The organism is Hominisplanchenecus faecis (genome assembly GCF_020687205.1).
In the GTDB taxonomy this organism is placed as follows: Bacteria; Bacillota; Clostridia; order Lachnospirales; family Lachnospiraceae; genus Hominisplanchenecus; species Hominisplanchenecus faecis.
On sequence record NZ_JAJEQE010000012.1, the window covers coordinates 1 to 13,629 of the forward strand.

Consider the following 13,629-nt stretch of genomic DNA (forward strand, 5'->3'; position numbering starts at 1 on the left):
ATTCCCAAGAAGGCACTTTTACGTGCCCTTCGGGGAATTCGTTCATTTGCACATGCAATACTATTCTTTTGCAAACAGTATTTTAAAATGTGCGGCATTTCAGTTCTTTACACCTGCCAGGAAACCAACGGTCAATTTTTATTTTCTCGAAAGAACGTAACCTGCTCTTGCGTATAACCGCACTCTTCTCGCTTTGATCTTATAACCTCTTTCATCTGCATAGTCTTTTCTCCGTTTCAGATTCGAAAGCTTTCGTTACTTGTATTGTAACAGACAGATTCTGCCATTTTCATTGAATTGTTGTTAAGCTGCAGGATTGTTTTTTAACTTCTGTTTAATACAAGAATGCCTCTGGTATATGGCACATGCGAGCCATATACATTTCCAAAGCTCAGGTTGATCGCAACAGGCTTCCCAAGTTCCATCGCTTTTCTGATCACGTAGTCCAGTGCCAGCATCAGTTCTACGGTCCCGGCAAACTCAGAGCCTGCTGTCCCGATCTTCACAACCAGAATATCGCTCTTCGATGCCACACCACGGTACTGTCCGCCGGATGCCTGACCATTTCCGGCTGCGATACCAAGTACTTCCGTTCCATGTCCGCTCAGATCTCTTGACGGAACGATGCGATATCCTGCTTCTCTGTTTCCGGCAGCAAGTGCCTCATCAATCTGCTCTTTTGTATATTCCACACCCCGGATTTCTTCGCCGGTTCCTTCTTTGATTTTTCCTGTATCTTCTGTCCTTTCTTCCGATCTATTTTCTCCTTCGCCTGTTGTATCTGTCTCCATTGCATCATTTCTTTTTGGTCTTTGGATTGTCTGATCCCAAAGTGCCACGATCCTGGTCGTGCCGTCTTCATTTCGAAAATCCGGATGAAAATAGTCTACGCCAGAATCGATCACCGCCACCAAAACGCCCTGGCCTCTCAGATCAAATGCCCCGGTCTGAAGTGGATTGATACAGGAGGCACTTCTGCCCTGTGCTGCTGAAAAAAACAGTCTTTTCGGCTTTTCGATGTATTCGACTTCCGGCTGCGAGGAAATCCAGTCAATCTCGCTCTCTTCTGCCGTAATGATCGCATAGCCGCCGGATAACAGGATAATCTCTTTTGTCCGCTCCCCAACCCCGGAAAGATCACCGTGATATCGCACGATCAGCTCCCAAATCCGATTCTGCCTGTCATACCCGAAATTCATGTTTAAAGATTTTTCCCGTTCTGCATCTGTAGCATCCAGTGCAAGATTTAGAAGATTTTCAAGCTTCTGATCATTCATAAAATGCTGCTTTCTGTATTTTGTTTCTATACTATGTTGCAAAGTAAAAATTTGTATCCTTTTTTCTATACAGTCGTTGGAATCTTATTGCTTATGTTGACTTTAATTATCTTTTTAAAACATATTGAAATAATGAGAGCTATGTGGTAATATATTTTCAAAGCATATTTCTTAACGTTCTTGGCATCCTGCCATCTATATTTTCTAATTCACACTTCAGAAATTCATGCTTTTCAATCAAACAAATCAATTTAAAAAGCAGGAGTTTCAAACTGTGAAAAAGAGTATAAACCGTATGGCTGTCGCATTTTGGTACACTCCTGCATAAGGAGGTACTGCCTATGGCTCAAAAAGAACAAGCGACTGCAAATCGTAATTACAAGGATACGGTATTTCGCATGCTGTTTTCTGACCGTCAAAATTTATTGTCGCTTTATAATGCAGTTAGCGGTTCACATTATGATGATCCAGAAAAACTGAAAATCGTCACACTGGAAAATGCTATTTATATGGGAATGAAAAATGATCTGGCTTTCATTATTGGAACTGACTTATTTCTATATGAACATCAGTCTACTTATAACCCGAATATGCCGCTGCGGGATTTATTCTATATTTCCAGCGAATATCAAAAATTAGTCGATCATAAATCACTTTACTCTTCCACACTGCTGAAAATCCCGGCACCACAGTTTATTGTATTTTATAATGGAACTGAAAAAAAGAAAGACCATTGGTTAAACCATTTGTCAGAATCTTTCGAAAATCTGTCCGGCGAACCGAAACTGGAGCTGGAAGTACTGACAATAAACATCAATGAAGGGCTTAATAAAGAGCTGATGGAACAATGCAAAACTTTAAGAGAATATGCACAGTATGTAAATTGTGTCCGTAAATATGCGAAGGAATTGGATTTGAACGAAGCAGTTAAGCTGGCGGTTGATGAATGTATCCGTAACGACATTCTTTCCGAATTTCTTCGTGCAAATAAATCGGAGGTGATCTCGATGAGTATATTCGAATACGACAAAGAAGAGGAAGAACGCAAACTCAGAAAAGCTGAGTATGAAGCTGGTGTAGCTGCTGGATTTAATAACGGCATCGATACTGCAAAAAAGGATGCTGCTATTGCTTTTGCAGAACTTCACGTTCCGGTTGAGCAAATTGCTTCGGCACTGCAAGTAAATGTCGAAATCGCAAAACAATGGATTGGCAATAAGTAGCAAAATAAAAATTGACCGAGCTCTTTAGAGCGAGGGATGCTTCTTATCCGAAGGGCAAAAAGAAGTGTGAACTCCAGTTTTCGGAAGGTTCCCAAAAAGGGGGGGCCTTCCCGAGTGAAAAGCTGATTATCACAAGAATCTCCGTCGTATCAGCACCACTGCCACATCGTTTACATTTGTCCCGGTTGCTCCGGTGATGATCAGTCCTCCTGTCTTTTTCAGTGCATGGTAGGTATCATTCTCTTTCAGCACTTCATAGACATCAAGTCCTGCCTGTTGCATTTTTTCTTTTGTATTTTCATCGCAATAGCCACCGGCTGCATCGGTCGGTCCGTCAGTTCCGTCGCTTCCGACACTGAAAATGGCAGTATTTTTGCATGCGGCCAGTCCTTCTGCCGCCGAAAGTGCCAGCTCCTGGTTGCGTCCGCCGAGTCCTTTTCCTGTCACGTGGACGATCGTCTCGCCTCCCGCGATAAAAGCAAGGCTTTTGTCTGTATTTTGATGTGTTTTTGCGATCGCTGCTAAAAATGCTCCTGCTTCTTTTGCCTCACACTGCAGGGCATCTGTGAGGATCATGCTTTCGTAGCCAAGTTTTTCGCAGGCTTCTTTTGCTGCCAGGCACAGATTTCTGACGCTTCCGGTGATCCTGGTTTCCACATTTGTTACTGCTTTTGGTGTTTTCATCTCCAGTAATGTTCTTGCCTTCTCGCTGAGTTTTAAGTGATATTTTTCAACGATTGCGATTGCATCGGATGCGGTCGAAGAGTCTGCATATGCCGGTCCAGATGCGATCATATCAAGCGGATCTCCGACGATATCGCTCAGTACAATCGCAAATATGGCTGCCGGTTCACAGAGTCCGGCAAATTTTCCGCCTTTGACTGCGGACAGTCTTTTCCGTATGGTGTTCATTTCTACAATATCTGCCCCGCATGCAAGCAGCTGCTTTGTTATATCCGATAATTCTTCTGTACTTATCAATGGTTTTTCAAAAAGGGCGGAGCCGCCTCCGGAAAGCAGAAATAGTACCTGATCGTCTGCCTGCAATTCTTCTGTCAGCTCGATCACTTTCTGTGTGGCCGCAAAGGTATTTGTATCCGGAACCGGATGTCCTGCTTCAAAACATTCAATCCCCGGAATGTCTCCCTGAATATGTCCGTATTTCGTGATCACAATCCCTTTCTCAATCTGTCCATTCAGGATGTTTGCGGCTGCATTTGCCATCTGCCAGGCTGCTTTTCCAACCGCTACAAGGTAAAGTTTTCCTTTTACCGATTTTCTGCTTTTCAGTGCCTGTTTTACTGCCTCATCCGGCAGTACTTTTGTGATCGCTTCTTTTATGATTTTATCTGCTTCTTCTCGTAGTGTCATATTATCCTCTCCCCATAAATTTGACTCAAACACACCTGTTCGTTGCCTGCTTCTTTTTAAGTCGAACGCACATGAGATCTGGCATGCAATTCTGGTCAACTCTGCTGACATTTACCCAACAGAATCGCTGTGCATTCTACACTTCGTTCCGGTCGGCCCAAAACCATTGTCCACTGGACAATGTGTGCCCTCGCGGAGCGTTTATCTTAGTCGGAGATTGCACTCCCACTAAGACAAATTTGTTGCTCGCCACTTATAGAAGTGGGACTCTTCTCCGACTAAGATAAAAAGTTTTCTTCAGCTAAGATGCAAAAACGACAGAGAAAGTTTCCTCTCCCTGCCGCATTCTTGCTTTATTTATGCAAGTATCTCACATCTGCTCCTGATACTTGCTGCATTGCTGGACGCTTATTCAAAAATATCTTCGCCAAATCTTACTTTTGCGTATGCCTTGATTGCTTCTACGCATTTGTCAAATCCAAGCTTGCTGCTGTCCAGACACAGATCGTAATTTCTCGCATCGTTCCAGGTGCGTCCGGTATAATAATGATAGAAATCACCTCGATACTTGTCTGTCTTTGCTATAAATCTTTCCATCTCTTTTTCCGTCATGGAGTTGCGTTCCATACCACGTGCCAGGCAGTAATCCTGCGGTGCATGGATAAAGACGCTCATCACATCCGGGCGGTCTTTGAGAACAAAGTCTGCACAGCGTCCGATAAATACACAGGACTCTTTCTCTGCCAGTTCTTTGATCACTTTTGCCTGATAATTAAAGAGATTGTCTGCGGAGACAAATCCGCCATGATCTGGCTGGATCAGCCCGCCTTTGTAGATTCTTGTGGAATTTCCAAAGAGCGGATTATTGCGAAGTTTTTCATCTGCCTGATTGAACAGCTCTTCTTTGATTCCGCTGTCATCGGATGCCATACGCAGAATTTCTCTGTTATAACAGTTTACACCCAGATTTTCTGCCAGCATCTGACCGATGGTTTTTCCACCGCTTCCATACTGTCTTGCGATCGTAACGATCAGTTTTCCCATAGCACAAACCCCCTTTTATTCTCCAAGGTATGCTTTCTTGACAGACTCATCATTTAACAGCTTGTCTGCATCACCCTGTAAGATAATTTTGCCTGTTTCCAGGACATATGCTCTGTCTGCGATGGAGAGTGCTTTCTTTGCATTCTGCTCTACCAGAAGTACGGTCGTGCCGGCTGCACTGACTTTCTTGATAATTTCGAAAATCTCATTTACAAAAATCGGTGAAAGTCCCATAGACGGTTCATCCATAAGGATGATCTTCGGATGAGACATCAGTGCACGTCCCATTGCAAGCATCTGCTGTTCACCACCGGAAAGCGTACCTGCCATCTGGTTCTTACGTTCTTCCAGACGCGGGAAATGCTCATATACCATATCAAGTGTCTGCCTGATCTCGTCTTTGTCTTTTCGTGTATAAGCACCCATTTTCAGGTTCTGATAAACACTGAGTTGTGCAAATACGCGTCGTCCCTCCGGAACGTGTGCCATTCCCATAGAAACGATCTTGTGAGCCGGCACTTTTGTAATATCTTTTCCTTCGAAGAAAATATGGCCTGATTTCACCGGTGTCAGCCCTGTGACTGCATGAAGTGTTGTAGTCTTTCCGGCTCCGTTGGCACCGATCAGTGCGATGACTTCTCCCTGATTTACTTCAAAGGAAATCCCCTTGATCGCCTGAATCATACCGTAATATACATTCAGATCTTTTACCTCAAGCATTGCCATAAGTCCATTTCCTCCTATTCTCCCAGATATGCTGTGATAACCTGCGGATCATTCAGTACTTCCGCAGTCGGTCCCTGTGCCAGTACTTTTCCGAAATTCAGTACGGTCAGCTCTTCACAGATACCGGAAACCAGTTTCATGTCGTGTTCAATCAGAAGGATTGTCATATTAAAATGTTCACGCACAAAGCTGATCGTTTCCATCAGTTCTTTTGTCTCGTTCGGATTCATGCCGGCTGCCGGCTCATCCAGAAGCAGAAGCTTCGGATCAGTTGCAAGTGCTCTGGCGATCTCCAGTTTTCTCTGCTGTCCATATGGCAGATTAGAAGCCAGATACTCGGCATCTTTCTCAAGGTCGAACACTTTCAAAAGCTCCATCGCACGTTCATTCATCTCTTTTTCCACCTTACGGTAACGCGGCAGACGCAGAATCCCTTCGAGCGTATTGTAATGATAATGATTGTGCAGTCCTACTTTTACATTGTCCAGTACGGACATCTGTGAGAACAGGCGGATATTCTGGAAAGTACGGGCGATACCTGCTTTGTTGATATCAATGGTCTTCTTTCCGGTAATGTCCTGTCCATCTAATTTTACAATACCTTCATCCGGTTTGTAAACACCTGTCAGCAAGTTAAATATGGTTGTTTTTCCGGCACCGTTCGGTCCGATCAGGCCATAGAGCTGACCTTTCCCGATATTCATATCAAATTCGGATACGGCACGCAGTCCTCCGAATGAAATGCTCAGATTCTTTACCTCTAACATGTTCTCCATATTATTTCGCCTCCTTTGCTTCTTTTCTCTTTGCAAGCAGACGCTTCGGTGAATAACGTTCTCTCATTTCCAGTGCTTTCGGGCTCCAGTTCAGAAGCATCATCACGATCAGGACGATTGCATAGATCAGCATACGGTAGTCATTCAGTCCGCGCAGAAGCTCCGGAAGCAGTGTCAGTACAACGGCTGCGATCATAGAACCTCTTGTGCTTCCGATACCGCCAAGTACAACAAATACCAGGATCATGATCGACTGGTTATAACCAAAGTTTTTCGGCAGTGCAGTCAGGGTAGCCAGGTTATGTGCATACAGAACACCGGCAACTCCGGCAAGGGCTGCTGAAATAATAAATGCCATCAGTTTGTATTTTGTAATATTGATACCGACAGACTCAGCTGCGATACGGTTGTCACGAATAGACATGATCGCACGTCCGTCTCTGGAATTGATCAGATGCAGTACGATAACCAGTGTGATCAGTACCAGGATCACGCCGATGGTAAACGTAGAATCATTTGGCGTTCCGGTGATTCCCTGCGGTCCGTTAATGATAACATCTCCTCCGTCCATGTTCAGCGACATGGCATCCTTCATGGAAAAATGGAAACCATTTGCATCTTTTCCGATAAAGAATACGTTGATCAGGTTCTTGATGATCTCACCAAATGCCAGGGTAACGATCGCCAGGTAGTCACCTTTCAGTCGCAGTACCGGGATTCCAATAATCAGTCCGAACAGAGCCGCAATAGCAGCTCCAATCAGCAGTGCCAGAAAGAAACGAAGTCCATCCGGCATCATTCCTGCGGTGCATTTTGAGAAGAATGCACTGGAGAATGCACCCACACACATAAATCCTGCATGTCCAAGACTCAGCTCACCTAAAATACCTACCACAAGATTCAAAGATACAGCCAGAATCACATAAACACAGAGTGGAACTAAAAGTCCCTTCATCAGACTGGAGATCTGACCTCCTGCCAGCATTGCTTCTACGATGATATAAGCGAGGATGACGATTCCGTATGTGATCAGATTGTTTTTTGTCGTTTTGTTTAATTTTAATTTTTTCATCGCTGCCACCTACACTTTCTCCTGAATCTGCTTTCCAAGCAATCCGCTTGGTTTTACCAGAAGTACAACGATCAGAACTCCGAATACGATCGCATCTGCCATCTGAGAGGAAATATATGCTTTGCCGAGAATTTCAATAATACCAAGCAAAATACCTCCGATCAATGCTCCCGGAATCGATCCGATACCACCAAATACAGCGGCTACGAATGCTTTGATACCAGGCATGGCTCCGGTGTACGGTGTCAGGGAAGGATAAGCAGAACACAGCAGAACCGCTGCAATTGCTGCCAGTGCGGAACCGATCGCAAAGGTAAGGGCAATTGTTCCATTTACATTGATGCCCATCAGCTGTGCAGCACCCCGGTCTTCCGAAACTGCCAGCATTGCCTGACCTGCTTTTGTCTTGTTGATGAACAGTGTCAGACCGATCATGATGATCATACATGCAAGAACAGTAACGATCGTCTCACCGGAGATCGTCAGTTTTCCGCCTGCCAGCACAACTGCCGGAACTGTTACAACAGATGTAAAAGATTTTGTATCTGCACCGAACATCAGAAGTGCAAGGTTCTGAAGCAGATAGCTGACACCGATCGCTGTGATCAGAACAGCCAGCGGTGAAGATGCATTTCGAAGCGGACGGTAAGCAACACGCTCAATAACCAGTCCGAGAATCGTACAGATGACAACCGATAATATAACTGCCAGAATTGGATTCACGCCTAAAGAATTCATGGAGATAAAAGCTGCATAACCGCCTACCATGATGATATCACCATGTGCAAAATTCAGCATCTTTGCGATACCGTATACCATTGTATAGCCAAGTGCTATGATTGCATAGACACTTCCAAGGCTGATACCGTTGATCAGATAAGAAATAAAACTCATACGCACACCCCTTGTCGTATTTTTAATATAACCATCGTTTTCTTAAAAATAAGAATACCACACAGATATCAAAAACAGACTTTACAAGTCTACCTTTGATATCTGTGTATGGTTGTTTTCTGTGTTTGCCTACTTATTCAATAGGATTCGCTTATAACAGGAAAAAGGGCTGCCCATGGCAGCCCTCCTCTGGGCTTCCTTACCGAACTGTAAGTGCCTCTTCATTTTTATTACGATGATGTTGGGGGCAAAAATCCCCACCTGACATGCCTGTGGATGTTCCGTGCTTCGCACTCCCACAATCGACACCGGCATCATTACATTGCTACGTAAGCACCATCTTTGATCACGACAGCTTTTGGTGCCTTGTCCGGCTCACCGTCTGCTGTCCAGGTCATACCTTCACCGGTCAGACCATCGTAGCTGATCTCTGTCATGGCAGTTTTCATTGCATCACAGATGTCGCTTACGCTCATATCAGCTGTCACACCTGCTTTTTCTGCTGCTGCTTTCATGATATAGATTGCATCGTAAGTATCCGCTGCGAACTGGTTCGGTGTATCGCCGTAAGCTTCTTTGTAAGCAGAAACAAATGCCTGTGTCTTTTCATCATCTGCATCAGCTGCAAACGGTGTCAGAAGCATAACGCCATCAGCCAGTTTTGTATCGAAGTTCTTAACTGCCAGCAGACCATCCAGACCGTCACATCCGAAGAATGTCGGAGCATAACCCATGGAGTTTGCCTGTGTCAGGATCAGAGAAGCTTCTGTATAGTAGATCGGCAGGAATACCATGTCAGCACCTGCATCCTTTGCTTTCTGCAGCTGTACTGAGAAGTCTGTCTTGCTGTCTTCGGTAAATGCTTCAGCAGAAACAACTTCGAAGTCCTGATTTTTTGCCTCTTCTGCAAATTTCTGATAAATACCGGAAGAATATACATCAGAGCTGTTGTAGATAACGGCTACTTTTGATGCCAGCTTATTCTCACCGATGTATTTTGCAGATGCAGTACCCTGACCCGGGTCAGAAAAGCATACACGGAACGCATTGTCATATTTAATAGATTCAACAGCGGAACCTGACGGTGTCAGCTGGAACATATTGTCTTCATGTGTTTTTTCAACAACTGCTGTACAAGGTGTGGATGTAACAGTACCCATCAGCATCTGCATACCCCAGTCTTTCAGGGAGTTGTAAGCGTTTACCGATTTCTCTGCATCATGCTCATCATCTTCAAATTTAAATTCAACCTGCATGCCGTTGATACCGCCTGCTTCGTTGATCTCTTTTACTGCCAGCTCTGCTGCATTTTTAACAGCCAGTCCATATACGGCTGCTCCTCCGGTGATCGGTCCGATTCCGCCAATCTTCAGTGTATCACCTGCTGTTGCTGAATCAGCAGTTGTGTCTGTGCTTGCTGTGTTGTCAGATTTACTTCCACATCCTGTCAAAGAAGCAGCTACCATAGAGACTGCTGCAACGGTAGCAAAAAATCTTGTGAATTTTTTCATAATATTTTTCCTCCTTCTAAAACTTCACTTTACAGATTTTTTATCTTTATTATATTTTAATAAAAAATCTTGTGTTCTATAATACCGCCGGGTTTTGTGCTTGTCAATTATTTTTTATGTTTTTACCTCGTTTGTACGAGATTCCGTAAATTTTTCGGTCGGTTTCTTTGACTTTTCCTGAATATTTCCAAAAATATTCTGAAAAAGTAATGGATGAAACAGAGAGAATTATTTTTAGAATTTCCCGCGATTCATAATAGTTTTTTTTCAGGAAATGTAGTAAAATAGAAAGGAATGCCAAAAAGAAGCTGAAAGGAGCTTAACTTGTGAAAAATTTAATTGTAGGACAGTCCGGCGGACCGACCGCCGTTATCAACAGCAGTCTTTACGGTGTGATCCGTGAAGGTTTTAACCGCAGCGAAGAGATTGAACATGTCTACGGCATGATCAACGGCATCCAGGGATTTTTAGACGGACGCTTTATGGATATGAAAGAACTGGATAACGATACACTGGAAGCTCTGCGTACAACTCCAGGAGCTTACCTTGGTTCCTGCCGTTTCAAACTTCCGGATGATTTAAATGATGCGATCTATCCTCTGCTGTTTCAGAAATTTGAAGAGATGAACATCGGTTACTTCTTTTATATAGGAGGAAACGATTCTATGGATACGGTCAGCAAACTTTCCCGCTATGCTGCTGCCCACAACATTGATGTACGTATCATGGGTATTCCGAAAACGATCGACAACGACCTAATCCTCACCGACCACACACCGGGATTCGGCAGTGCCGCAAAATATGTGGCTGCTTCCGTCTGTGAAATCGGACTGGACGCTTCTGTTTATAATACAAAATCTGTTACCATCATTGAGATCATGGGCCGCCATGCCGGCTGGCTGACCGCAGCATCCGTACTTGCCCGCAAATTCGAGCAGGACAACCCGGTGCTGATTTATCTGCCGGAGGCGGATTTTGACCAGGAATCTTTCCTTGCTTCTCTGGAAGAATGTTTTAAGACAAAAAACAACCTGATCGTCTGTGTATCCGAAGGCATTCATGACAAGGATGGCACCTTTATCTGTGAATATGCAGCCTCTGCAGGTGTCGATGCATTTGGACACAAAATGCTGACCGGCTGCGGCAAATATCTGGAAAATCTGGTGCGTGACCGCCTCGGTGTAAAAGTTCGCTCGGTCGAGCTGAATGTCAATCAGAGATGTTCTGCCTTCCTGCAGTCTGAAACGGATGCACTGGAAGCTGCACAGGCCGGAGCTTTCGGCGTGACTTCTGCCATCAGCGGTGAAACCGGAAAGATGGTCAGCTTTGTCCGTAAATCTGACAAACCATACGTGATGGAATGTGGCCTTGAGGATGTCAACCTGATCTGCAATCAGGAAAAGACGGTTCCTGTTGAATGGATCACAAAAGATGGAACTGATATTGCTCAGGCATTTATTGATTATGCACTTCCGCTGATTCAGGGATCTCCGAAACTTCCTATGAAAGACGGACTGGCTGTGTACGCATACCGCAAGCCTGAGAAATAAATTTTCACTTTCCCTTCGGCAGCCCGGAAAACATAATAAATGATGCAAAAAGACAGAGCACATAACGCATTGTATTTCACCTGCGTCACTGTGGCTCTGTCTCTTTATATATCATATCATCTGATATCAGAATTCAGATTTTACATCAACGTTTCTCCTGATGTAATCTCACTGCAAGAAACTGTTTTTAGTATGCTTTGCCCCAGTATACCATTTTTTTCGCCGGTTTTCCGCAGCATACGCATACGTCGGAAATGGTTTCCTGTTCAAACGGCATACAGCGTGATGTGATTCCTGCATCTTCTTTTAATTTATCTTCACATTCACGTTCACCGCACCACATTGCCTTGATAAATCCTGGTTTGTTGTCTGCGATGTCTTTTAACTCTTCCATGTTATGAGCAACATAAGTATGTGCATCTCTGTGTTTGCGTGCTCTCTCCAGCATATCTTTCTGCATGCTATCCAGGATCTTCGGCAATTCTGCTGCCAGTTCGTCGATTGCTACGGTGATCTTTTCACGAGTGTCACGGCGTACGACAACAGCCTGACCTGCTTCGATATCTTTTGGTCCCATCTCCACACGAACCGGAATACCACGCATCTCCTGCTCGGAGAATTTCCATCCCGGGCTTCTGTCAGTATCATCTGTTTTCACTCTTAATCCAGCCGCTTTCAGTGTTGCTTCCACTTCTGCTGCTTTCTCCAGGATGCCTGCCTTTTTCTGCTGGATCGGGATGATATCTACCTGTACCGGAGCGATTCTCGGCGGCAGCACCAGACCGCTGTTATCTCCATGTACCATGATGATCGCACCGATCATACGTGTGGTCATACCCCAGGATGTCTGGTGAACATATTTCAGTTTGTTGTCACGGTCTGTAAACTGGATATCATAAGCTTTTGCAAATCCATCACCGAAATTGTGGCTTGTTCCGGACTGCAGTGCTTTTCCGTCGTGCATCAGGGATTCAATCGTGTAAGTTGCTTCTGCTCCGGCAAATTTTTCTTTATCGGTCTTTCTTCCTTTTACAACCGGAATCGCCAGAACTTCTTCACAGAAATCTGCATAAACATTCAGCATCTGGATCGTACGTGCTTCTGCTTCTTCTGCTGTTGCGTGTGCGGTATGTCCTTCCTGCCATAAGAACTCTCTAGAACGCAAAAACGGTCTTGTTGTCTTCTCCCAACGCATAACAGAACACCACTGATTGTATACTTTCGGCAGATCACGGTAAGAATGAATATCTCTGGAGTAGAAATCGCAGAACAGTGTCTCAGAAGTTGGACGTACACACATACGCTCCTGAAGCGGCTCCAGTCCTCCGTGTGTTACCCATGCTACTTCCGGTGCAAAACCTTCTACATGATCTTTTTCTTTCTGAAGCAGACTTTCCGGGATCAGCATCGGCATGTATACATTCTGTACGCCGGTCTCTTTGAATCTGCGATCCAGCTCATGCTGGATATTCTCCCAGATTGCATAGCCTGCCGGTTTAATCGCCATACATCCTTTTACGCTGGTATAATCGATCAGCTCTGCTTTTTTTACCACATCGGTATACCACTGTGCAAAATCTTCATCCATAGATGTGATTGCTTCAACTAATTTCTTTTCTTTTGCCATCGTTTTCTCCTTTTCTTGCTGAAAATATTAAAGCCAGAAGATGCCATACAAATCGTTTCATACATGGTACTCTCACAATTCTCCTCTTTGGCACCTAATAAAAAAGCCCCGGTCTCTGCGTGAACGCAGGAACCAAGGACTTGTCATCTCTTCGGCGGTACCACCCTGATTAGCACTGTTAAAAACAGTACTCACTCATTTTCCGTTATCGCCGGAACTACGCTGTATTTTCATACAGGACTCCAAGGCAGGTTCCATCTCTTCCGCACAGGAATCTCGCACCAGTGATCCCCTCTCTGTAGATTGTCCGAAATGTACTATCCCTTTTCTTCGTCTTGCCCCTATAACGAGCTGTCAGCTCTGTTTCATTCATCAGTTTATGGCAAAATCCTGCGTTTGTCAATAAGAAACGGCAATTTTTCATTTCTTGCTTTTTGTCCGGGTCTATATTAAAATACTGATGATTCAAGGGACAAATGGACACAAAACGGATGCTTGCATACATATTTGTGTCTATGAGGACCGACAAAACATGAGGGTGCAGCTATTTACGCAGTA

Annotated in this window: 12 protein-coding genes; 2 read left to right on the forward strand and 10 right to left on the reverse strand. The window is 44.4% G+C overall.

Going from position 1 to position 13,629, the window contains the following annotated elements; all coding sequences use genetic code 11:
• Positions 1–323: 323 nt before the first annotated feature.
• On the reverse strand, positions 324–1,277 hold the full coding sequence (locus LKD42_RS05250) for a S8 family serine peptidase (protein ID WP_248835017.1): 954 nt from the start codon (positions 1,275–1,277) through the stop codon (positions 324–326).
• Between the two features lie 341 nt (positions 1,278–1,618).
• Between LKD42_RS05250 and LKD42_RS05255 the strand changes: the two genes are divergently transcribed.
• Positions 1,619–2,500, forward strand: coding sequence for a hypothetical protein (locus LKD42_RS05255; RefSeq protein ID WP_248835018.1), 882 nt, complete (start codon positions 1,619–1,621; stop codon positions 2,498–2,500).
• Positions 2,501–2,629: 129 nt separating this feature from the next.
• On the opposite strand, the gene LKD42_RS05260 is transcribed toward LKD42_RS05255, so the two are convergent.
• The 7 genes from LKD42_RS05260 to LKD42_RS05290 all read right to left on the reverse strand — a co-directional run bounded on the left by LKD42_RS05260 (position 2,630) and on the right by LKD42_RS05290 (position 9,894).
• On the reverse strand, positions 2,630–3,871 hold the full coding sequence (locus LKD42_RS05260) for a glycerate kinase type-2 family protein (protein ID WP_248835019.1): 1,242 nt from the start codon (positions 3,869–3,871) through the stop codon (positions 2,630–2,632).
• Positions 3,872–4,279: 408 nt separating this feature from the next.
• Positions 4,280–4,915 (reverse strand): cytidylate kinase-like family protein, encoded by a 636-nt coding sequence (locus tag LKD42_RS05265; RefSeq protein WP_147631862.1) that lies wholly within the window; start codon positions 4,913–4,915, stop codon positions 4,280–4,282.
• 15 nt (positions 4,916–4,930) lie between these two features.
• Positions 4,931–5,641: an ABC transporter ATP-binding protein gene (locus tag LKD42_RS05270; RefSeq protein WP_022119615.1), complete on the reverse strand. Its 711-nt coding sequence runs from the start codon at positions 5,639–5,641 to the stop codon at positions 4,931–4,933.
• A 14-nt stretch (positions 5,642–5,655) separates the two neighbouring features.
• Entirely contained in the window at positions 5,656–6,417 is a 762-nt protein-coding gene (locus tag LKD42_RS05275) for an ABC transporter ATP-binding protein (protein ID WP_248835020.1), read from the reverse strand.
• Position 6,418: 1 nt separating this feature from the next.
• Positions 6,419–7,489, reverse strand: a complete 1,071-nt coding sequence (locus tag LKD42_RS05280) for a branched-chain amino acid ABC transporter permease (protein WP_248835021.1) — start codon at positions 7,487–7,489, stop codon at positions 6,419–6,421.
• A 9-nt stretch (positions 7,490–7,498) separates the two neighbouring features.
• Complete coding sequence (locus tag LKD42_RS05285) at positions 7,499–8,383, reverse strand: branched-chain amino acid ABC transporter permease (protein WP_147631859.1); 885 nt, start codon at positions 8,381–8,383, stop codon at positions 7,499–7,501.
• Between the two features lie 317 nt (positions 8,384–8,700).
• Positions 8,701–9,894, reverse strand: a complete 1,194-nt coding sequence (locus LKD42_RS05290; protein WP_248835022.1) for an ABC transporter substrate-binding protein — start codon at positions 9,892–9,894, stop codon at positions 8,701–8,703.
• Between the two features lie 326 nt (positions 9,895–10,220).
• On the opposite strand from LKD42_RS05290, the gene LKD42_RS05295 reads away from it, so the two are divergent.
• On the forward strand, positions 10,221–11,444 hold the full coding sequence (locus LKD42_RS05295; protein ID WP_022119620.1) for a 6-phosphofructokinase: 1,224 nt from the start codon (positions 10,221–10,223) through the stop codon (positions 11,442–11,444).
• A 187-nt stretch (positions 11,445–11,631) separates the two neighbouring features.
• On the opposite strand, the gene proS is transcribed toward LKD42_RS05295, so the two are convergent.
• Together proS and LKD42_RS05305 are read right to left on the reverse strand one after the other, a co-directional pair.
• A complete protein-coding gene (gene proS, locus LKD42_RS05300) occupies positions 11,632–13,071 on the reverse strand; it encodes a proline--tRNA ligase (protein WP_022119621.1) in 1,440 nt (479 codons plus the stop codon).
• A gap of 217 nt (positions 13,072–13,288) precedes the next feature.
• A complete protein-coding gene (locus tag LKD42_RS05305; RefSeq protein ID WP_248835023.1) occupies positions 13,289–13,495 on the reverse strand; it encodes a hypothetical protein in 207 nt (68 codons plus the stop codon).
• Between the last annotated feature and the right edge of the window lie 134 nt (positions 13,496–13,629).